This window comes from Actinomycetospora flava, assembly GCF_037400335.1.
Taxonomy (GTDB): Bacteria; Actinomycetota; Actinomycetes; order Mycobacteriales; family Pseudonocardiaceae; genus Actinomycetospora; species Actinomycetospora flava.
Map to the genome: position 1 here is coordinate 41,712 of NZ_JBBEGM010000003.1, position 18,934 is coordinate 60,645.

The 18,934-nt window shown below is 70.3% G+C and carries 23 protein-coding genes and 2 tRNA genes; 11 read left to right on the forward strand and 14 right to left on the reverse strand.

Annotated features, from left to right (window positions below; translation table 11 throughout):
• Positions 1-6 precede the first annotated feature (6 nt).
• The 3 genes from WCD58_RS09745 to WCD58_RS09755 are packed head-to-tail and all read left to right on the forward strand — an operon-like array spanning position 7 to position 2,208.
• Positions 7-201, forward strand: coding sequence for a ferredoxin (locus WCD58_RS09745; RefSeq protein ID WP_337702123.1), 195 nt, complete (start codon positions 7-9; stop codon positions 199-201).
• 36 nt (positions 202-237) lie between these two features.
• Positions 238-807, forward strand: coding sequence for a TetR/AcrR family transcriptional regulator (locus WCD58_RS09750; RefSeq protein ID WP_337702124.1), 570 nt, complete (start codon positions 238-240; stop codon positions 805-807).
• Positions 808-831: 24 nt separating this feature from the next.
• On the forward strand, positions 832-2,208 hold the full coding sequence (locus WCD58_RS09755; RefSeq protein ID WP_337702126.1) for a uracil-xanthine permease family protein: 1,377 nt from the start codon (positions 832-834) through the stop codon (positions 2,206-2,208).
• 48 nt (positions 2,209-2,256) lie between these two features.
• Here the strand turns inward: WCD58_RS09755 and WCD58_RS09760 are convergent, their stop codons facing one another.
• The 5 genes from WCD58_RS09760 to WCD58_RS09780 all read right to left on the reverse strand — a co-directional run bounded on the left by WCD58_RS09760 (position 2,257) and on the right by WCD58_RS09780 (position 6,420).
• Positions 2,257-2,874, reverse strand: coding sequence for a TetR/AcrR family transcriptional regulator (locus WCD58_RS09760; RefSeq protein ID WP_337702129.1), 618 nt, complete (start codon positions 2,872-2,874; stop codon positions 2,257-2,259).
• Between the two features lie 146 nt (positions 2,875-3,020).
• On the reverse strand, positions 3,021-3,269 hold the full coding sequence (locus WCD58_RS09765; RefSeq protein ID WP_337702131.1) for a hypothetical protein: 249 nt from the start codon (positions 3,267-3,269) through the stop codon (positions 3,021-3,023).
• 262 nt (positions 3,270-3,531) lie between these two features.
• Complete coding sequence (locus WCD58_RS09770; protein ID WP_337702133.1) at positions 3,532-4,437, reverse strand: NADP-dependent oxidoreductase; 906 nt, start codon at positions 4,435-4,437, stop codon at positions 3,532-3,534.
• Between the two features lie 9 nt (positions 4,438-4,446).
• Positions 4,447-5,940: a glycan biosynthesis hexose transferase WsfD gene (wsfD, locus tag WCD58_RS09775; protein WP_337702135.1), complete on the reverse strand. Its 1,494-nt coding sequence runs from the start codon at positions 5,938-5,940 to the stop codon at positions 4,447-4,449.
• A 45-nt stretch (positions 5,941-5,985) separates the two neighbouring features.
• Positions 5,986-6,420 carry a TIGR03618 family F420-dependent PPOX class oxidoreductase gene (locus WCD58_RS09780; RefSeq protein WP_337702137.1) on the reverse strand — a complete coding sequence of 145 codons (435 nt, stop codon included), beginning with the start codon at positions 6,418-6,420 and terminating at the stop codon, positions 5,986-5,988.
• Between the two features lie 132 nt (positions 6,421-6,552).
• Between WCD58_RS09780 and WCD58_RS09785 the strand changes: the two genes are divergently transcribed.
• Together WCD58_RS09785 and WCD58_RS09790 are read left to right on the forward strand one after the other, a co-directional pair.
• Positions 6,553-7,725: a serine hydrolase domain-containing protein gene (locus WCD58_RS09785; protein WP_337702139.1), complete on the forward strand. Its 1,173-nt coding sequence runs from the start codon at positions 6,553-6,555 to the stop codon at positions 7,723-7,725.
• A 47-nt stretch (positions 7,726-7,772) separates the two neighbouring features.
• Complete coding sequence (locus WCD58_RS09790) at positions 7,773-8,735, forward strand: DMT family transporter (protein WP_337702140.1); 963 nt, start codon at positions 7,773-7,775, stop codon at positions 8,733-8,735.
• Here WCD58_RS09790 and WCD58_RS09795 read toward each other — a convergent pair.
• Entirely contained in the window at positions 8,683-9,066 is a 384-nt protein-coding gene (locus tag WCD58_RS09795; protein ID WP_337702142.1) for a VOC family protein, read from the reverse strand. The genes WCD58_RS09790 and WCD58_RS09795 overlap by 53 nt on opposite strands.
• Before the next feature lie 74 nt (positions 9,067-9,140).
• Positions 9,141-9,214: transfer RNA gene (locus tag WCD58_RS09800), tRNA-Gly, on the reverse strand.
• A gap of 384 nt (positions 9,215-9,598) precedes the next feature.
• Here WCD58_RS09800 and WCD58_RS09805 point away from each other — a divergent pair.
• Positions 9,599-9,672, forward strand: a tRNA-Pro gene (locus WCD58_RS09805).
• 79 nt (positions 9,673-9,751) lie between these two features.
• Here WCD58_RS09805 and WCD58_RS09810 read toward each other — a convergent pair.
• Genes WCD58_RS09810 through WCD58_RS09840 form a run of 7 tightly spaced genes read right to left on the reverse strand, consistent with a single transcriptional unit; the run spans position 9,752 to position 13,796 of the window.
• Entirely contained in the window at positions 9,752-10,978 is a 1,227-nt protein-coding gene (locus WCD58_RS09810) for a tyrosine-type recombinase/integrase (protein ID WP_337702144.1), read from the reverse strand.
• Positions 10,978-11,163 (reverse strand): helix-turn-helix domain-containing protein, encoded by a 186-nt coding sequence (locus tag WCD58_RS09815; RefSeq protein WP_337702146.1) that lies wholly within the window; start codon positions 11,161-11,163, stop codon positions 10,978-10,980. Before WCD58_RS09815 ends, WCD58_RS09810 begins: the two co-directional genes overlap by 1 nt.
• A gap of 3 nt (positions 11,164-11,166) precedes the next feature.
• Complete coding sequence (locus tag WCD58_RS09820; protein ID WP_337702148.1) at positions 11,167-11,526, reverse strand: hypothetical protein; 360 nt, start codon at positions 11,524-11,526, stop codon at positions 11,167-11,169.
• Positions 11,523-11,747, reverse strand: coding sequence for a hypothetical protein (locus WCD58_RS09825; RefSeq protein WP_337702150.1), 225 nt, complete (start codon positions 11,745-11,747; stop codon positions 11,523-11,525). The genes WCD58_RS09820 and WCD58_RS09825 overlap by 4 nt, the downstream gene beginning before the upstream one ends.
• The gene (locus WCD58_RS09830; protein WP_337702151.1) at positions 11,744-13,000 is read right to left on the reverse strand and encodes a hypothetical protein; all 1,257 of its coding nucleotides are present in this window, start codon (positions 12,998-13,000) and stop codon (positions 11,744-11,746) included. Before WCD58_RS09830 ends, WCD58_RS09825 begins: the two co-directional genes overlap by 4 nt.
• Positions 13,000-13,356: a WhiB family transcriptional regulator gene (locus WCD58_RS09835; protein ID WP_337702153.1), complete on the reverse strand. Its 357-nt coding sequence runs from the start codon at positions 13,354-13,356 to the stop codon at positions 13,000-13,002. The genes WCD58_RS09830 and WCD58_RS09835 overlap by 1 nt, the downstream gene beginning before the upstream one ends.
• The gene (locus WCD58_RS09840; protein ID WP_337702154.1) at positions 13,353-13,796 is read right to left on the reverse strand and encodes a hypothetical protein; all 444 of its coding nucleotides are present in this window, start codon (positions 13,794-13,796) and stop codon (positions 13,353-13,355) included. The genes WCD58_RS09835 and WCD58_RS09840 overlap by 4 nt, the downstream gene beginning before the upstream one ends.
• A gap of 157 nt (positions 13,797-13,953) precedes the next feature.
• Here WCD58_RS09840 and WCD58_RS09845 point away from each other — a divergent pair, with 157 nt between their 5' ends.
• The 5 genes from WCD58_RS09845 (at position 13,954) to WCD58_RS09865 (ending at position 18,857) form a co-directional block, all read left to right on the forward strand.
• The gene (locus tag WCD58_RS09845) at positions 13,954-14,337 is read left to right on the forward strand and encodes a helix-turn-helix domain-containing protein (protein WP_337702156.1); all 384 of its coding nucleotides are present in this window, start codon (positions 13,954-13,956) and stop codon (positions 14,335-14,337) included.
• 195 nt (positions 14,338-14,532) lie between these two features.
• Positions 14,533-16,056, forward strand: coding sequence for a helix-turn-helix transcriptional regulator (locus WCD58_RS09850; protein WP_337702158.1), 1,524 nt, complete (start codon positions 14,533-14,535; stop codon positions 16,054-16,056).
• Between the two features lie 191 nt (positions 16,057-16,247).
• On the forward strand, positions 16,248-16,832 hold the full coding sequence (locus tag WCD58_RS09855; RefSeq protein ID WP_337702160.1) for a 7-cyano-7-deazaguanine synthase: 585 nt from the start codon (positions 16,248-16,250) through the stop codon (positions 16,830-16,832).
• Between the two features lie 199 nt (positions 16,833-17,031).
• Positions 17,032-17,928: a hypothetical protein gene (locus WCD58_RS09860; protein ID WP_337702162.1), complete on the forward strand. Its 897-nt coding sequence runs from the start codon at positions 17,032-17,034 to the stop codon at positions 17,926-17,928.
• Positions 17,928-18,857, forward strand: coding sequence for a CBASS oligonucleotide cyclase (locus WCD58_RS09865; protein ID WP_337702164.1), 930 nt, complete (start codon positions 17,928-17,930; stop codon positions 18,855-18,857). Before WCD58_RS09860 ends, WCD58_RS09865 begins: the two co-directional genes overlap by 1 nt.
• The last annotated feature ends 77 nt before the right edge of the window (positions 18,858-18,934 follow it).

The window sequence follows — 18,934 nt, forward strand, 5'->3', positions numbered from 1 at the left end:
CCCACCATGAGGATCCAGGCCGACCGCGACGTCTGCATCGGCGCCGGCAACTGCGTGCTCGCCGCCGAGGACGTCTTCGACCAGGACGACGACGCGGTCGTCGAGGTGCTCCAGGACCACCCGGGTCCCGACCAGGAGCCCGAGGTCCGCAACGCCGTCGCCCAGTGCCCGTCGGGGGCGCTGTCGCTGGTCGACGACTGACCGGCCGGTCGTCCACCACCGGTTAAGGTGACGTCGATGTCCGCGCCACCGGACCGCCCGCTGCGCGCGGACGCCGCCCGCAACCACGCCGCGATCCTCGCCGCCGCGCGCGCCGCGCTCGAGGCCGACGGGCCCGACGTGGCACTCGAGGAGGTCGCCCGGCGGGCCGGGGTGGCGCCCTCGACGCTCTACCGCCGCTTCGCGGGTCGTGACGAGCTGGTCGCCGCGGTGCTCGACGACTACGTCGCCGAGTCCGTCGAGCCGCTCCTGGCCCGCGCTGCCGCCGTCGACGACCCGTGGGCTGCGCTCGCCGGGGTGCTCGAGGGGCTCGTGGACGGGGTCACCCGCCACCGCGGGCTGCTCGCCGCCGCCAAGGCCGTCGGGGCCTTCACCCCCGAGCTCGCCGTCCGCACGCTCGCGCCCCTCGGCGACCTGCTGCGTCGCGGCCAGGCCGCCGGGGTGGTGCGCGGCGACCTCGAGCCCGAGGACCTGCTGGTCGTCGTGCAGATGGCCGTCGTCACCGCGGAGGGCCGCGCGGACGGGGCGCAGCGCTGGCCCCGCTACCTCGGTCTGGTGCTCGACGGCATGCGACCGCGCGGGCAGTGATCGGGCTCCTTAGTCTCTGCGTCCGTGCTCAAGGGATGGACGGTCCACGGCGACGGACGGGCGCCCGCACCCGGTGAGGTCGTGCGGCCCGACGAGCGGTTGTCGTGGGGTCGCACGGTGGGGCTCGGCGCCCAGCACGTGCTGGCGATGTTCGGGGCGACCTTCGTCTTCCCCGTGCTCATGGGCCTGGACCCGAACCTCGCGATCCTGCTCTCGGGGCTCGCGACGATGCTGTTCCTGCTGATGACGCGCGGGCGCGTGCCGAGCTACCTCGGCACCAGCGCCTCCTTCGTCGGCGTGGTCGCCGCGGTCCGGGCGGACGGGGGCACGAGCGCCGAGGTCACCGGCGCGATCGCGGTGTGCGGCGTGGTGGTCGCCCTCGTCGGGCTCGCGGTCCACCGCGGCGGGTCCCGGTTCGTCTCCGCCGTGCTGCCGCCGGCGGTGACGGGCGCGGTGGTGCTGCTCATCGGCTTCAACCTCGCCCCGGTCGTCGCCGGCACCTACTGGCCGCAGGACGAGCTGGTCGCGCTGGTCACGATGCTCGTCGTCATGTTCACCGCCGTGGCCGGGCGCGGCATGCTCTCGCGGCTCGGGGTGCTCGTCGGGCTCGTCGTCGGGTTCGCGCTCTCGCTGCTGCTCGACGCGACGCTGGGCCCGATCACCGGGCCGGACGCGTCGGGCGTCGTGTCCACCCACCCGCGCGTCGACCTCTCCGGGGTCGGCGACGCCCCGTGGATCGGCCTGCCGCTCGGCACGCCGGAACTGCCCGGGCTGCACCTGCCCGCCTTCAGCGCGTCGGCGATCCTGCTGATCGTGCCGGTGGCGATCGCGCTGATCGCCGAGAACACCGGGCACGTCAAGGGCGTCGCCAGCATGACCCGCGAGGACCTCGACCCCTACCTCGGCCGGGCGCTCGCCGCCGACGGCATCGCGACCGCGGTGGCGGGCGGCGTCGGCGGCTCGCCGACCACGACCTACGCCGAGAACATCGGCGTCATGGCCGCGACCCGCGTCTACTCGACCGCGGCCTACTGGGTCGCGGCGGTCGTCGCGATCCTCATCGGCTTCTGTCCGAAGTTCGGCGCGGTGGTCGCGGCCACGCCCGGCGGCGTGCTCGGCGGCATCACGGTCGTGCTCTACGGGATGATCGGCCTGCTCGGAGCACGGATCTGGGTCGAGAACAAGGTCGACTTCTCGCGCCCCGAGGTCCTCGTGCCGCTCGCCGCGGGCATCGTCATCGGCATCGGGGACGTGGCGCTGACCTTCGGCGGCGGGTCGCTGTCCGGCATCGCGCTGGGCTCGATCGTCGTGATCGTCGGGTACCACGCGCTGCGGCGGCTGGCGCCGGCGTCCACGGACCGCGCGGACGATCCGGTCGACGACGACCAGGAGCGTCCGTAGCGGTACCGCCGCTCCCCGCGCTGCGCCACCATCACCCGCGATGCCGCTCTAGTCCCGGACGGCGAGCCCGTCGAGCAGCGCGAGCAGCGCGCGGCCGTAGAGATCGGCCGGGACCGTGTCGCGGGCGAGGCGGCGGTGCTGCACCAGACCCGTGAACAGCCCGAGCACGACCGCGGCGACCTCCTCGTCGCGCAGCGTCCAGGTCACCCCGCGGCGGTCGCGCTCGGTGCGGATCAGCGGCAGGAGGTCGGCGCGCAGGCGCTCCTGGTGGGCGGCGAGGTCGGCGCCGAAAGCGGGGTCCCGGACGGCGTAGAGCCAGGCCTCGGCGCCGAGGAGGGCGGCGCGCTCGTCGTCGGCGGTGTCGGCGACCTGCCGGTCGAGGGCCTCGAGCGCGGACGGGAGGCCGTCGGCGAGGTGGTCGCGGGCGGCGCCCATCTCGGCGACGCGACGGCGGTCCATGAGGGCCAGGAAGAGGTCCTGCTTGCTGGGGAAGTGCGCGTAGAGGGCGCCGACGGAGACGCCGGCGGTGCGCGCGATCTCCCCGACCGACGCGGCGCCGTAGCCCTTCTCGGCGAAGACGGTGGCCGCGGCGTCGAGCAGCCCGGCGTGCGTGCGCTCCTTCGCCTCGGCGCGCGAGCCGGAGCGGGGGGCGTCGGGGGACGACACCCGCACAGCGTCATCGCGGGCGAGGAGTCCTGCAAACTCGACGGGTGCGGGGCCCGGTGGCGATTCCGGCGCCACCGGGACCCGCACCTGTCACCTGCTCGTCGGCGGGCGTCCCGGCTCCCCCGATGGGTCGGGACGCCGTGCGCTCAGAGCAGGCCGTCGACCACGTCGCCGACAGCGTCGCTCCCCAGCACGCTGCCCGCGGCGCTGCCGACGCCGCCGAGGAGTCCGCCGACGCCCTGCGCGACGCCGGACACCAGGCCGACGCGGTCGTCGCCGTGGCCGTGACCGCCGTCCGAGCCGTGGGACTCGGTCGCGCTCGCCACGCCGGACAGGGCGAGGGTGCCCGCGCCGGCGAGGGCCGTCGCCGCCGCGATCCGCTGCAGTCGCTTCATGCCTGATCTCCTCTTCGGTCGGTCCACCGCGGTGATCGCGGCGAGGAGGAGTTTCCCGAGGCGGTGAGCCAAGATTCATCGAGGGTACGTTCGCTGAACGCTCGCTCAGTCAAACGGACGGCGGTGAGCGGCGGTCCGATCGGAGCATTCAGATTGAGCAGATGGCTCTCAGGGACGCTCGACGGAGTGATGACTACGACGTTCGGGTGAAATGCCACCGGTGGTGTTCGCGGTCGGTGACATCTCCTGCTCGGGCCGGTGGTCAGGCGTCCATCGCGATGACGACCTTGCCGAGCACGTGTCCGTCCTCCACCGCGGCGAGGGCGTCGGCGGCCCGCGCGAACGGCAGGACGGTGCGGACCCAGGGGTCGAGGTCCCCGGCGGCGACCCGCGCGGCGAGGGCGTCGAGCACCGCGGTGCTGCGGTCGCGGGGGACGTCGCGCCCGCCGAGCCCGGCGACCAGCGGCTTGTCGGCGACCGAGAACAGGCGGGACGGGTCGACGAGCGGGGCGACCGCGCGCAGGGCGTCGCCGCCGACGAGGTCGAACACGCCGTCGACGCCGTCGGGGGCCACCGCGTGGACGTGGTGGGCGACGTCGCGGTTCCCGACGACGGCGGTGGCGCCGAGGTCACCCAGCAGGTCCTGCTTGCCCTCGCTCGCGGTCCCGATCACGTGCAGCCCCTGCGCCCGCGCGAGCTGCACCGCCGGGATGCCGACCCCGCCGCCCGCGCCGTTGACGAGCAGCGTGGCGCCCGCGGGCAGCGCCAGGGCCGTGAGGGCGTCGTAGGCGGTACCGGCGGCCACGGGCAGGGCGGCGGCGTCGCGGGCGGAGACGCCGTCGGGGCGGTGCGCGGCGAACGAGGCCGTCACGAGCGCCTGCTCGGCCCAGCCGCCGACCATGCCGGGGCAGCCGCCGAACACCTCGTCGCCGGCCCCGAAGCCCGTGACGCCCTCGCCGACGGCGACGACCGTGCCGGCGACCTCGCGCCCGAGCACCGCCGATCCCTCGTGTCCGTACTCGCCGTTGCGCAGCCGCCAGTCGCCCGGGTTCACGCCCGCGGCGCGCACGCGGACGAGGAGCTGGTCGGGCCCGGGATCCGGCACCGGGACGTCGAGGTAGGCCTGCTGGTCGGGGCCGCCGGCCCGGAGGAATCCGTACGCGTGCACGGATCCTTCCTACTCCCCGCCGCGGGCCCTCCACCGGGCGAACAGGGCCGTCGTCACCCCGCCCAGCAGGCAGAGCCCGGACAGCGCCAGGAGGTACGCCGCGAGCCACACGTGCTTGAAGATCTCGAAGTAGCCGTCCCCGGCGACCGCCACGACGACGAGCCCGAGCGCGGTGGCGGCGGCGAGCCCGGCCGCGAGCGACCAGCGCCCGGCGCGGCCCTGCCACCGCGCGGTCGCGGCCGCCGCGAGCGCCCCGACGACCAGCGCGGTCGGCAGCCAGGGCGGGCGACGGGTGTCGGCGAGGACCTGCGCGAGGTCGGGCTGGCGGGCGCCCGACCAGCCCGGGTGCCCGTCCGGCGACGAGGGCGCGCTCGCCGCGGCGGGCAGCGCGTCGAGGTAGGGCAGGTCCGCGAGCGTAGTGGCCTGGAGCCCCACACCCAGGGCGCGCGCGGCCGCCGCGGGGTGCTCGGCGAGCACGAGCCACGCCGCGGAGCGCGTCTCGTTCGGCCGGCCGAGGACCGCGCCCTCCCACCAGGGGACGCCGTCGGGGCGCGGGGGACCGTTGAAGTAGCCGTTGCCCGTGAGCGCGACGGCGTCGGGCGGCAGGCCCAGCGGCGAGGTCGCCGAGGGCCCCACCTCGAGCAGCACCGTCGTGAAGACGAGGTTGTGCGCGTTGACCGGCGCGTAGAACTCCTCCTGGCGCTCCAGCGCGGCGGCCACGGGGGCGACGGCGAGCAGCGCGGTCACCAGGGCGACGACCGGCCCGGCGATCCGTGGCCTGCGCACGCCGACCGCCACGACCGCGCAGGCGAGCACCGCCGCGCCGAGGACCGGGAGGTAGGCGACCTTGGCCGTGGTGGCGACGAGCCCGCCGACGGCGGTCAGCGCCAGGGCGACACCCCGCGCGGCGCGGTGCTCCGGTCGCGTCACCAGCAGCGCGGCCACGCCCACCGCCGTGGTGACGCACCCGAGCAGGCCCGCGGGCTCGCTGTAGGTGGAGACGAAGAAGCGCGGGAACGTGGCGGCGGCCAGGGGGAGCACCGGGATCGCGACGACCAGGGCCCGGCGCCGGCCCGCGGCGGACGCCGCCCAGGCGCCGAGCCCGACCACCAGGCCGACGAGCAGGGCGTACGCCCACCCCAGCGCGACCGGCGACCACGTGTCCGGGGTGAGGAGCGTGGTCGCGCGGGCCAGCAGGAGCGCCGAGGACGGCACCGGTTCGTCGCAGGCGGGCGGCCCCACGGCGAAGTCGGTGGTCCAGCCGCCGCGCCAGCTCGCGTACCCGTCCGCGGTGAGCGGCGTGAGCCCCGCTCCGCAGAAGAGGCGGTAGCCGTCACCGTTGTCCTCGACGCCGAGGGTGAACAGCCGGGTGGCGAGCACGACGAGCGCCGTCCCCAGCAGGCCGGCGACGAGCCCGGTCAGGACGCGGCCGCGGGGTGCGGGGCGCTCGGGCGGGCGGGCCGGCTCGCGTGTCGCGGTCGTGTCCGCCGTCCCCGTGGCCATCGGCGCCATGATGCCCGAGGCCGCCCCGCCCGCCGCGACGGCGGTTCAGTCGCTGGTGTCGACGTTCTGGTCGACGATCGTCTGCCGCTCCGGCGTCACCCAGAGGATCACGCGCTCGGACTTGATGGCCTCGGGCGGGTAGTCGCCGCCGGTGTAGCGCCGCGCGAGCTCGTCGACGTGCTCGCGCGCCTCGGAGCCGGTGGTGGTGCGGTCCACCCGGCCGCGGACCTCCGCGTACCGGTACGGGTCCTGCTCGTCACGGATCAGCACCGTGATCCGGGCGTCCTTCTCGATGTTCTCGAACCGCTGCCGGTGGGTCTCGGTGTTGATCACCACGGAGCCGTCCTTCACGCCCACCCAGAGGATCTGGGTCTGGATGCGGCCGCTGGGCAGCAGCGTCGACACCGAGGCGAAGTTCGGGCCAGTGGCCAGCTCCTCGGTCATCGGGTGCAGCTCGGGTCCGTTGCGGGTCTCGGACAACGTCTTCGTCCTTCCTATGGCGTGCGGGACCCGCGGGGCTACCCGGTCGCGGCCCTGTCCTGTCGGACGGGGACGGGGGAGTGTCCGGCCCACCACACTGTGTGTCGCCGGTCACTCCAGGAGGTTCACACCATGAGCAGGACGATCGACGGCGCCGGGATCGACGGGGTGCTGCAGGGAGCGGTCGACGCCGGGGACGTGCCGCACGTCGTGGCCATCGCCGCCGACGCCGACGGCGTGTTCTACGAGGGCGGCGCGGGCCCCCGCGCGGTGGGGGAGCCCGACCAGGTCTCGGGCAGCACCCACTTCCGGATCATGTCGATGACCAAGATGGTCGCCACGACCACCGCCCTGCAGCAGGTGGAACGCGGCGAGCTGGACCTCGACGCGCCGGTCGAGGAGTACGTCCCGTCGTTCGCCGAGATCCAGGTCCTCGAGGGCTTCGACGGCGACACCCCGAAGCTGCGCGCGCCCGCGCGCAAGGCGACGGTGCGCCACCTCGTCACCCACACCTCGGGGCTGAGCTACTGGTTCTGGAACGCCGACATCGGCCGCTACGAGCAGGTCACGGGCGTGCCGAACGTCGTGCCCGGCGACCGGCGCGCCCTGTTCGCGCCGATGATCGCCGACCCGGGGTCGCGCTACGAGTACGGCATCAACACCGACTGGCTCGGGCTGGTCGTCGAGGCGGTCGCCGGCACCACGCTCGACGTGGTGATCAAGGAGAACGTCACCGGCCCGCTCGGCATGGACGACACGATGTTCGCCCTGGACGACGCGCGGCAGGGCAACAAGACCCCCGTGCACGTGCGTGGCGAGGACGGCGCGTGGATGTCGGCCGGCAACTTCCTGCCCGACTACCCGGAGTGGTGGCCCGGCGGGCACGGCCTGCACTCGACGCCCCGCGACTACATCCGCTTCGAGCGGGCCCTGCTGCGCGGCGGCGAGCTCGACGGGGCCCGCATCCTGCGCCAGGAGACCGTGGACGCCGCGTTCTCCGACCAGCTCGGCGGCATCCCGCTGCCCGAGGAGATCGCGTCCGCCGACCCCGCGACCACCGACACCCTGCACCTCGGGCCCGGCTTCACGTGGGGCTACGGGCTGCTGCTCAACACCGACGACGTCCCCGGGCGCCGCCGGGCCTGGAGCGGCGCGTGGGCCGGCCTGCTCAACACGCACTTCTGGGTCGACCGCACCACGGGCATCTGCGCGTCGATCTACACGAACTCGCTGCCGTTCATCTCCGAGCACGAGGCGTGGAAGCTCTACGGCGACTTCGAGTCGGCGCTCTACGCAGCGTTGTGACCGGAGACCGTTTGCGTTGTCGTTAGCGGTGCTATGGACTGGGGGCCATGCTCCGTGACAGGCGCGCTGGCCCCGTCGCGCCGCCCGCCGGCGTCGCGGGGCCGTCGCGGGCCTGGCTCGTCCCGGTCCTCAGCGCCCTGTTCGTACCCGTGTACGCGTCCGGGTTCATCGCCGGCAAGATCGCCACCGGGCACATGGCGGTGCCGACGGTGCTGCTCTGGCGCTTCCTCATCGCGCTGGTCGTAGTGCTGGTCGCCGTGCTGGCCACGCGGCCGGCGATGCCGCAGGGGCGGTCGTGGGTGCACCTCGTGGTGACGGCGCTGCTGCTGCAGGTCGGGCAGTTCGCCTTCTGCTACACGGGGCTGGCCGCCGGCGTCCCGGCCGGCGTCACGAGCCTCGTGCTGGGCATGGCGCCGCTGCTGGTCGGGCTGCTCACGCCGCTGGTGCTCTCCACGCGGCTCGGCGCGGCGCCGGTGATCGGCCTGATCATCGGGGCCTGCGGCGTCTACATCGTCCTGTCCGACCGGCTCGGCGGGGACCTCGGCTCGACCATCGTGCTGCCGGTGCTCGGCGCGCTGTCGATGGCCGCCGGGACGCTCTACCAGAAGCGGTTCAACGACGACACGCCCGTCGCCACGAGCGTCGCGGTGCAGATGGGGACCTCGCTCGTCGTCACCGCCGCCGCGATGCCGTTCCTCGGCGCGGCCTGGCTGCCCGCCGACGCCACCGGCTGGTGGGCGGCCCTGTGGCTCGGCGTCGTGAACTCCGCGGGCGCGTTCGTGCTGATGTTCGTGCTGCTGCGGTGGCGCTCGACGGTGCACGTGAGCTCGCTGCTCAACCTCGTCCCCGCGGTGACCGCGCTCGCCGCCGTCCCGATCCTGGGCGAGGCGCTCACCCTCCACGCCGTCGCCGGCCTCGCGGTCGCGCTGATCGGCATGTACGTCGGGCTCGGGCTGGTCACGCGCCCGGGACGAAGAGGCAGAACAGGTGCCCGTGCGGGTCGCGCATGACCACGACGCCCTCGGCCGGCTGGTGGTCCTCGCGGACGGCGCCGATGCCCTCGGCGCGGGCGACCTCGGCGCCGAGTGAGTCGGGGGCGACGAGCAGGTCGAGATGGGCGTGCATCCGCTGCTCGCCCTCGACCGGCGGCCACGTCGGCGCGACGTGCCCGGGCTCGAGCTGGAAGCTGAGCGACGGGCGCTCGCGCTCGGGGGAGCGCAGCCGGAGGAACGTCGGGTCGTCGGCGCCCTCGACCGTCACCCATCCCAGCAGCTCGCGGTAGAAGGCGGCGAGCGCCGGCGGGTCGGGGGTGCCGAGGACGAACGATCCGAGCGTGGGCATGGGTCCATCGTGGCTGGCCGGCGCCAGTGACCACACGGCGATCAGAGCTGCGCCCCTGACCTGCACGAACGCTGTGGAGCGGGCGACGGGAATCGAACCCGCGTAGCCAGTTTGGAAGACTGGGGCTCTACCATTGAGCTACGCCCGCGACGGGTTCCACCGTAGCGGATGACCCCTCCCCGCCCTGCCCGGTGGGTCGAGGCGCGCCCCGGGGAAACGGCGGGCGACGGGCGTCCGGCAGCTTCCTGAACGATCCGGAGAGCCTCTTGACCGATCGACTGGAACGATCAGCCGAGAGTGACGTCCTACGAGTACGCGACGGTAGGTGTCTACTCCTCGCCACCATGGGGAGAGCAGTCGCAACTCGAGGAGGGAGCCGGAGATGAACACCGCCACGAAGGTCGTCGACCGCGTCGAGGGCACGGAGGACGACCACATCGTCCGCGGGCTGGACTGACGTCCGGCGCGACACCGGACCGGGAGGCAGCGGCGCCTCCGCGGTCCCCGCGCCTCGCCCCTAGACTCGCCGTCACGGGGTGTGGCGCAGCTTGGTAGCGCACTCGCTTTGGGAGCGAGGGGCCGTGGGTTCGAATCCCGCCACCCCGACCGTGCATGACCTGCGATGACGTGGTCGCGAGGGCGGTCGCTGACCCCCTCCTGACAACAGCCTGACAACAACGGGACATCACTCGCCCTCCCAGTCGATGGCGTCGAGGGCCTGGCGCATGGCGTCGAGGTTGGTGTGGGCGTAGATGGTCATCGTCACGTCGATGTCCGCGTGCCGGGCGATGGCCTGCACGACGTGCGGGGGAGTGCCGAGGCTCAGCAACAGGCTCACCACCGTGTGGCGTAGGTCGTGGAGACGGACCGTCGGTAGGCCGGCGCGGACACGCAGCAGCGAGAAGTCCCGATCCAGGGCGCGCGGCTCGATGGGCGTCCCGATCTGCGTGGCGAACACCAGGCCGTGGTCCTGCCAGCACTCGCGCGCCTCGGCCCGGTCGGCCTCCTGGCGTTCGCGATGGGCGAGCAGTGCCTTCCGGGTCACCTTCGGCAGCGGGATCGTCGCCTCTGACGCCTCGGTCTTGGCCCGCTCGATGATGAGTCGGTCGCCGACTCGCTGGACGGTCTGCTCGACGGTGAGCGTCGCCGCCTCGAAGTCGACGTCCTGCCAGCGCAGCCCGAGCAGCTCACCGCGGCGCAGGCCCAGCGTTGCGGCCAGGACGTAAGCGGCGGAGAAGCGCGTGTCCTCGGCGGCGGCGAGCAACGCGCGCGCCTGAGCGACCGGCAGCCCCTTGCCGATCTTGTACTTCGGTGTCTTGACCTTCACGAGCTTGGCGACATTGCGCGGGACCAGCTCCATGCGCTCGGCGTGCCCGAGAGCGTTGCGCAGCACCGCGTGGACGTACTGGAGCTGGCGCACTGACGGGTGCGAGCCGCAGCAGCGGCCGGCCGAGCAGCACTGCTCTTCGCGTGGCTTGTGTCGGTCCCGCCCGTTCGCGCAGCACAGGCACTTCTCGCGCAGGCCGGCCATGAACGCGCGGACCTCCGCGCCGGTGAGCTTCTCTAGCCGCTTGCGGCCGAGCGCCGGCTTGATGTGCAGCCGGACCGCCGACTCGTAGCCCTGCCAGGTCGTGGCCCGTTTCTCGATCGCCACTTCCTTGAGCCACTCGTCCAGAAAGTCCCCGAGAGGGGTGGAGCCGTCCGGTGCGGCGTCGCCGTTGGCGGACCGGGCCTTGAGCTGGTCGAGCTTGCCCCGGACCTCCTCGAAGCTGCGCCCGTAGACCCACTTCCGGCGGATCGCCCCCGAGGTCGTGTAGACGTACGCGGCGCCGGTCCAGCGGCCGTCACTGCGCTTGGTGATCGTTCCCTCGCCGTTGACCTTCCGACGTCGGCCGCGGTCGTCGCCGGCCATCACGCGACCGCTTCCGCTTCGACCAGCTGGGAGACGTACTCCTCCAGCGCGGTGCGGGGGATGCGCCGCGAGCCACCGATCTTGATGGAACGCAGCTCGCGGTTCCGGAGCAGGTCGTAGACCTTGCAGCGGCTGATCTTGAGGATTTCAGCGGCTTCCTCGGCGGTGAACAGCAGTGCGTCCATGGGTCAGTCCTCCGGTGTGTGGCGGCCGAGGTGGCCGAGGGCGTTGTGGGTCTGTTCGAGGTGGAAGGCCAGCTCGGTGAGGTCGTGGCCGGCGCCGAACAGGCCGGCGAGCGCGACGGTGAGGGTGAGCTTGGTGTCCGGCTCCCCGTCGCTGTCGCGGTCGTCGAAGTAGTCCGCCGGGTCGGCCCGGGTGATGGAGCGGATGAGGAAGTCGGTGAGCTGCGGAAGCCGGCGGGCGAGGTCGACGAGGCCGCCGACGACGTCGTAGGCGTCGGGCGGAGCAATGAGGCCGCGGAAGGTGGCATGGTTGGCCTGAGTCACGGCGTCCGCGGCGGAGGTGACGTGACGGGCAAGGTCGCTCATGGCCGCTCCTCAGGGACGTCGGCGGCGCGGTCGGTGGCGGCGCCGAGCTGGTGGGCGAACTCGCCGGCGCTGCTCGACACCGCCGGGCCGAGGGTCGGGAAGGCGGCGAAGAGCAGCACGAGGGTCAAGACACCGGACACGAGCGCGGGCGCGGCGCGGTGGCTCTTGATCAGGAGTGCGGTGACGAGGCCGGCGATGATGACGATGGCGATGAGGTTCATGACTCGGCCCGCCGTCCGTGGGCCTGGACGCGGTCGACGTACTCGCCGTAGTCGCCGAGGTACGGGACGCGGATGCGTTCGCAGTCGCGCCCGAGCCCGGAGAGGTAGGCGACGCCGGGGTCGGCGTTGGCGTGCTCCTGGCCCAGTGGGCGGGCGTCGGTGCCGTGGAGCATCTCCAGCGAGTCCGCGGGGACGCGGAACGACAGCCGGAGGGCGAACTGGTCGCGGGCGTAGCCGCCGCCGACGGCGGTCGCCTCGAACCGCTGGGCGAGCATCAGGACCCGGAACGCGGCCTTGCGGCCCTCACTGAGGAGCCGGAGCACCGCCGTGCGGATGCGGTCACCGACCGGCACACCCTCGCCGCGCTTGGGCTTGGGCAGCGCGTCAGCGGCACGCAAGAGTCCGGGGAATTCCTCGAGCACCACGAGGACCGTCGGTGTCTCGGCAATGGGCTCGATCTTGTCCCGCCGAGGCGGGATGGCCGCCAGCCGGCGGTCCATCTCGGCCACGAGGTCCTCCAGCAGGACCGCGTGCGCGGCGAGGTCGTGGGTGCCGACAACCTGGTGAGGCCGATGGGCGGTGCCGTCCCAGGCGCGCCCGAGCAGGAGTCCGGTGATGTCGGAGCCGGTCACGAGGACGTCGGGTGCGGCGGCGAGCTGGGAGAGCAGGCCGTAGCAGAACGCGGACTTGCCCGAGCCGTTCTGGCCCTGCACCCCGAGGTGGGCGGGGTCGGCGATGGCGTGGCCGAGAGTGGTGCCGTCCTCGGTGCGTCCGAGGATCACTGGCTCCGCGCCGGTCGGGACGGTGAGGGAGGGGAGGCCGAACCCGTCGCGCAGCGGGTCGTGCTGGAGGACGACGAGGCGGACCCAGCGTCCGGCGAGCGGTTCGACGCGTAGGCCGTGTCCGCCGAGGGTGTGGGCGATGCGGGGTCCGTTCTGCTTGGCGGTGAAGTCGCCGGGTTCCTGGCCGGGCAGCAGCTCGACGGTGAAGCGCAGCGGCGGGCCGGGTCGGACTTCGCCGACGCGCGGGGTGCGGACGGTGATGCCGGCGGCGACCTGGACGTAATGGCAGATGTGCAGGCCGGTGCAGGTCTCGCGGAACTCTCCGCGGAGCGCGTGGGCGAAGGCGACGACGGAGGCCTCGTAGTCGCGCTGGGCGCGGCGGGCGCGGTGGCGGGACAGGAAGCCGGCGGGGCCGCGAGCGCGGCCGCTGCGGTGCCACCCGGGGGTGGGCGGGACGTGTTCGATGGACATCAGGGGGTCCTCTCGCGGCAGGTCGGGCACAGCTCGCCGTCGACCGCCGGGAGGGCGAACAGCAGCGAGCAGGCCGGGCACATGGGGTCTGAGTCGGCGACCGGGTCCGGCACGCCGGCCAGGCGGGCCCGGCGGATGGCACGCCGGTCGGTGGGGGTCGTGGCGGCCCAGAGGCCGTAGTCCTGGCCGGTGTCCAGGGCCCAGCGCAGGCACTCGGTCGCGACCGGGCAGGTCTGGCAGATCGGGGCCACGGCCATCCGGTGTCGGGCGACGATCACGCTGGTGTCGTCGTCGGAGGGCGGAAAGAACAGCTCGGGGTCGGCGTCGCGGCACGCGGCGCGGGTCTGCCAGCTCACGACGTCGCCCCTGACGTGGCCGCCTCGGAGGTCGACGCGGAGGAGCCGGCGTTGGCGGGCTGCTTGCCCGAGCGGGCCGGGCCGGTGGCGGTGAGAGGGCGGACCTCCTCGCACCGGTACCAGACCTGCGCGCCGACCGGCTCGCCGTCTCGGTTGCGCTTGTCCATCACGCCGATCTCGAAGCCGACGAGCTGGACCGGCGTAGCCGGCATGAGGTCCTCGCCGGGGTCCTGCTCGGCGACGATCCCCACGTTGATGATCTCGTTGGTGGCCCGCCCGAACTGCCGGAAGCGGGCGGCGAGCTGGAACTGCCACTTGGGCAGACCGTCCTTGGTGGTCTCCTGCCGGTAGTTGTCCCCGAACGCCGTCTTGGGCTCGCAGGACAGGAAGAGCAGCGACTCGAAGGTGGCCGCCTGGTCGATCTTGAAGTTCTGGGGCATCGAACTCGTCCTCATCAGTCGGTAGCGGTCGTTCTAGCGCTAACTATAGCGCAAGAAGTAGCGATACTGGACGCGGTGAGTCGGAGGAGCCCGAGCGCTGGTCCCAGCGCTAGAGTCGGCGCTGGTCAGAGCGGTTGCCGGGCGCCAGGAGGCACAGGTGGCAGGGGAGTGGTCCGCGGTCGCGGTGGCGATCAAGACCCGCCTGGCCGAGCTCGGATGGACCCAGCAGGAGCTCTCGCAGCGCTCGCAGGTGAGCGTGGCGACGATCCGCCAGCTGCAGAACGACACGAGCAGCGCGCGCCGGCGTAATCCGCGAACACTCACGGCCCTGTCCGAGGCGCTGGGATGGTCACCGGACCACCTGGCCGCAGTGGCCGACGGGCGAGACCCGGCGGAGGACCCGGACGCCGACGATCCGATCGTGGCCGAGCTGGCGACCATCAAGGAGTCGTTGGCGATCATGAGTTCTCGCCTCGACGCGATCGAGCAGCAGCTAGCTGACGGCGACGAGCCAGAGCGAGACGCTCGGTCTGGCGACTGACGTCCTCGACCTGGCCGCGCAGCTCCGCGACCATGCGCAGCCGGCGCTGACGCCGTGCCGCGGGCGGCCTCGCCGCACTCGGTGACCGGTTCTCGCTCATGGCAAGAAGTCCAGTCGTCCGGGCTAGATCATCCGAGCCCAACGATGTCCCAGCTTGTACCCGGCGTGGGGCCGAACTGGGGACATCGGAGAGACATGGCCATCCCGGACGCCCGGGCGGCCTACCGTGAGCCCATGGGACAGCCAGCCGCGGTGCGCCCGGCGAACACCGAGCTGATCGCGCTGCGCGAGGACGCCGGCCTGTCCCAACAGGACCTCGCCGAGGCGTTGAGCATGCTGTCGGACGAGAAGTTTGACCGGCCGGTGGAGATCACGAAGAAGACCATCGGTCGGTGGGAGCGCGGCGAGGTCGAGTGGCCCCAGCCGTTCTACCGCCGGCTCCTCGCCGAGTACTTCGGCGTCGCGGTCGACGAGCTGGGGTTCCGCCGGCCACGTCCCACCGAGACGCCCAGGCAGCGCAGCAGCGGCGAGACCGGCGAGCTGATGGCGATCCTGTCGACGCCGGGGGAGCAGGACCCCCAGGTGGCGAAGGACCAGGCCGACTGGAAACGCGTGCGCGAGCAGCTCGGCGGCTCACGCCGTGCGCTGGCGGTCCTGGCGGAACAGCTCTACCCCGAGTACCGCGTGCCCGGGCTGGAGAACACCGGCGTCATCGCGCACCCCTCATGGCTGCCGCCCGAGCCGATCCCGCTGCATCAGGTGGTGCTCGACCGCCTGGAAGACGCGGGGGAGCCGGCCATCACGGGCTCAGAGCGGGAGGCCGAGCTTGTCCGCCCACTGGCCTCGCCGACGCATCGCTACAAGCGGTACAGCCATGCTGTGAGAGACCTCGCGCCCCCGCGCCTGTTTGAGAACCGCTTGTGCTTCCGGCTTCTCGACGTCGACTGGAGCCGTCCGACTGAGCAACTGCGGTTCGGGTCGATGGGTTTCTTCGACGCTATCGACACCAACGAGGCCATCGCCCACGAAGCAGCCCTTCATCATGGGCGCGCCGGCTCCGACGGCAGCTACCAGCTCGCCCAGGCGTCTTGGCGCCGGCTGTCCTTTCGCAAGTGCGTCGGTGACCCATTCGATCTCCGTCGTAGGCCCTTAATGGGCGCCATCGGAACACTTCTGGTCCGAGGAGGCGAATCGCCGAGCGTGGTATTGCACCAGCGAGATGGAGACCGCGTGGCTGGCGGCGGAAGTATGTTGCACCTTCTACCGGCGGGCATCTTTCAGCCGAGCTCGGTCATGCCAGAGTCCATCGCCAACGACTTTTCAATATGGCGCAATATCCAACGAGAATGCGCAGAGGAGATACTCGGGAGAAACGAGTATGACGGAACCGGGCGTCCTGTCGACTACGACGCCGAACCGTTTGCGAGTATGGATTCGGCCTTTGCCGCCGGAACTGTCCACGCCTATTGCCTGGGAGTCACTCTCGACGCCCTCACTCTGGCCGGAGATATCCTGACAGTCGCTGTCCTCCAGCCAGCTCTGTACGACCGTCTTTTCGGTCAAAGCGTCGACCGCAACGAAGAAGGATCGATCCCGACGAAAACGATCCCCTTCGAGGCCAATACGATCGCCGCTCTGATGGGTAGGTCTCTACTATCGCCGGGCGCTGCGGCTGCCCTCTTCTACTCCTGGCAACACCGTCACCTGCTCTTGCCGTGAAATACGACGTAAAGATCGCGGCGAACACCTGACTTCATTCTCGCGGGCCGTGCTCAGCTCGCACTCGTCAGTGGGCACGATCAACCTTCCTATCTGGGTCAAGCCGGCGCGACTGAAGGGCCACTAGGCCATCAGGCGGACACCGGAGTGTCGCGGAGCACACGCAGACGTTGGCCTGCCAGTATGACTATGTGACCGCCGGGGCAGGGAAGCTCGCGTCAACTCATGCCCTTGTGCTGCTTAGCGGGGGCATTGACAGCTTCGTTGCGTTAACCCTCCTCCCCAGCTCATGGGACAGGGAAGCCCTCTTCGTCGACTACGGTCAGCCGGCGGCCGCCTTGGAGCGATCAGCATCTCGGGCCATCGCACATGAGACCGGTGTCAGGTGGCGGGAGGTCGTCGCCTCCATCTCTGAGGTTCCGATGCGCGGCGAGATCGTAGGCCGCAACGCGCTTTTATTCGCGATCGCCCATGCCGCAATCTCAGGGAACCAGGGATCAACTCTGCTCGTGGCTGGGCTGCACTCTGGAGTGCCGTACTCCGACTGCAGTCCTGAGTTCGTCGAACAGAGCCAACGTCTCCTCGACATACAGAGCGCGGGTCAGGTGCAAATAAGCTGCCCGCTCCTCGCCTGGACAAAGAGCGACATCATCGACTATGCACTGGGCTCGTCGGTGGACCTCTCGCTAACTTACAGTTGCGAAGCCGGGGACGCCGACGGCTGCGGGAATTGCGAGAGTTGCCTCGACAGGAAGAGGATCGATGTTCGCTCGTAGCAGGACCCTTCAGCTCCCCGATGGGAATGAACTGCGAACGCCGCTTCTGGTTCCTAGCTTCTCAAGCAAGGGCTTCGCTTGGCGAAGCTCAGAATTCAAGCCCGGTGTCCCGAGGGGCGCAAGTCAGAGCGACGCATCACGGGTTGGCGGTGGCCAAGAGCCCCCTAATGGCACCAGCGAGGTAGCCTACTATCTTCAGGTGGTTGCCGAGGACCTTACTGAGACGCTCCTCATTTCTGCCTATGACATCGAGCATGATCATATGCCGGATACATCAACCCTGTTCACTGGATTCCGCGGATCGTTGTATTCCAACCCGCTTCTTCTCTTCATAGATAGTGGTGGCTACGAGGTCGATCCCACCTTCGATGGAGACGAAACTTGGCGAGAAGAACGGCAACCCAAAGAGTGGTCCGAAAAGCTCTATATCGCCCTGCTCGAAAAGCTCAGCTCAGAAGTCCAGGCAGCCGTAGTATCCCCAGATACGTATGCCCCGCTTACGGAGCAGATTTCTCACGCGAGAGACTTCTTCGCGAGGTTCTACCAACGAGAGTGTAGGTTCTTGAGTGACATCCTGCTGAAGCCCTCGACCACGGGAGACTTTATCGACCTGTCTGAATACACCGATGCCAACCTCAAGAGTCTCAATCGATTCGATATTATCGGTGTCACGGAGAAGGAGTTGGGCGATGACTTCGAATCACGCCTGCTGAACCTAGCGCGCCTGAGACGCACTCTCGACCGTGCGAACGTTAATAGGCCAATCCACCTCTTCGGCTCACTCGATCCCCTCTTCTCGCCGTTCTATTTTCTAGCTGGCGCCGAAATCTTTGACGGCCTTACGTGGTTGCGCTACGCGTACGTGAACGGACTGTCGGTCTACATGGATTCGCATGCACTTCTGACGAACAAGACCTTCCACGGGCAGGCACGAAGAGGAGCCGGAACGCATAGGTCAAACCTCGAAGAACTTCAAGAACTGAAGCGAGAAATGCGCAACTTTGCGCAAGCGCCTGCAGTTGAGGCTTTCAGGTATCACCGAGACATTTTGGCAGCGGCGTGGACGACTCTCAAGACGAATATGGAGGATTCCTGATGGGTGGTAGTGGAGGTGGGTCAAACTACGCCGATCGCAGGCCCGCAGAGGAGCTCCGTCAGGAAACGCAACGAGATATACAGTCAGCCGAACTGCTAGCGAACGCCAACAGCTTCCTCAACGAACAACTAGTCGAGATCAACGACCGAGACGTGGAGACAATCAACGCTCGCTTAGACGACATTGAGGGAGCGATCTCGGAGGTTGTTGAGGACATCGACCGCCTAGTGTTCGGAGGCAGCGTTTCCAAGCATACGTACGTGGACGGCCTATCCGATGTCGACAGTCTTGTCCTCCTAAACGCCACCGAAGGGATGCCGACGGAGAGTCCACAGCAGTTTCGGGAGGCGTTCGCACAGATAATTCGCAATGCTGCCCTCCCTGGAGTGGCAGACGTCTACGTCGGAAACCTGGCCGTCACGCTCTCGTACTCTGACGGGACCGAGATTCAACTCCTTCCGGCGCTACGCACTGCGCCGGATGGAGATCTTCGAATCTCAAGCTCGAACGGCGAGAGGTGGCGGTCAATTCATCCTCGACGCTTCGCTGAACAGCTAACAGCTCTGAATCAGAGGAATGGCAATCGACTTGTACCTACGATCAAGTTGGCCAAGGCCATTGTAGCCACCCTTCCTGAGGGCCGCCGGCCGAGTGGCTACCACATGGAAGCCCTCGCCGTTGAAGCTTTCTCATCCTACTCGGGTCCGCTCAACTACACGTCAATGCTTCAACACTTCTTCAGTACGGCAGCAACCCGCGTGCTTACTCCTATCACGGATCGAACGGGACAGTCCTCTCAAGTTGATGAGTCCCTCGGCTCCGCAAACAGTCCCGAGCGAGCCCGTGTCGCGGATGATCTTAACAGAATCGCTCGGCGGATGAAGAACAGTACAAACGTTGGGCAATGGCGTGACTTGCTCGACGAGTAGCGGCAACTCGGAGGGAGGGGCGTGGGAGGAGTTTTACCGTCAGCGTCGATTGGTAGACCAGATGTCGACGATGCACG

What these genes read in the sequence shown, in the direction of transcription:
- WCD58_RS09820 (WP_337702148.1), bottom strand. Translation starts at nt 11,526, where the DNA reads ATGAGCGACCTTGCCCGTCACGTCACCTCCGCCGCGGACGCCGTGACT.
- WCD58_RS09815 (WP_337702146.1), bottom strand. Translation starts at nt 11,163, where the DNA reads ATGGACGCACTGCTGTTCACCGCCGAGGAAGCCGCTGAAATCCTCAAG.
- WCD58_RS09765 (WP_337702131.1), bottom strand. Translation starts at nt 3,269, where the DNA reads ATGAAGCGACTGCAGCGGATCGCGGCGGCGACGGCCCTCGCCGGCGCG.
- WCD58_RS09785 (WP_337702139.1), top strand. Translation starts at nt 6,553, where the DNA reads ATGAGCAGGACGATCGACGGCGCCGGGATCGACGGGGTGCTGCAGGGA.
- WCD58_RS09840 (WP_337702154.1), bottom strand. Translation starts at nt 13,796, where the DNA reads ATGCCCCAGAACTTCAAGATCGACCAGGCGGCCACCTTCGAGTCGCTG.
- wsfD (WP_337702135.1), bottom strand. Translation starts at nt 5,940, where the DNA reads ATGGCCACGGGGACGGCGGACACGACCGCGACACGCGAGCCGGCCCGC.
- WCD58_RS09810 (WP_337702144.1), bottom strand. Translation starts at nt 10,978, where the DNA reads ATGGCCGGCGACGACCGCGGCCGACGTCGGAAGGTCAACGGCGAGGGA.
- WCD58_RS09745 (WP_337702123.1), top strand. Translation starts at nt 7, where the DNA reads ATGAGGATCCAGGCCGACCGCGACGTCTGCATCGGCGCCGGCAACTGC.
- WCD58_RS09795 (WP_337702142.1), bottom strand. Translation starts at nt 9,066, where the DNA reads ATGCCCACGCTCGGATCGTTCGTCCTCGGCACCCCCGACCCGCCGGCG.
- WCD58_RS09865 (WP_337702164.1), top strand. Translation starts at nt 17,928, where the DNA reads ATGGGTGGTAGTGGAGGTGGGTCAAACTACGCCGATCGCAGGCCCGCA.
- WCD58_RS09850 (WP_337702158.1), top strand. Translation starts at nt 14,533, where the DNA reads ATGGCCATCCCGGACGCCCGGGCGGCCTACCGTGAGCCCATGGGACAG.
- WCD58_RS09790 (WP_337702140.1), top strand. Translation starts at nt 7,773, where the DNA reads ATGCTCCGTGACAGGCGCGCTGGCCCCGTCGCGCCGCCCGCCGGCGTC.
- WCD58_RS09750 (WP_337702124.1), top strand. Translation starts at nt 238, where the DNA reads ATGTCCGCGCCACCGGACCGCCCGCTGCGCGCGGACGCCGCCCGCAAC.
- WCD58_RS09825 (WP_337702150.1), bottom strand. Translation starts at nt 11,747, where the DNA reads ATGAACCTCATCGCCATCGTCATCATCGCCGGCCTCGTCACCGCACTC.
- WCD58_RS09830 (WP_337702151.1), bottom strand. Translation starts at nt 13,000, where the DNA reads ATGTCCATCGAACACGTCCCGCCCACCCCCGGGTGGCACCGCAGCGGC.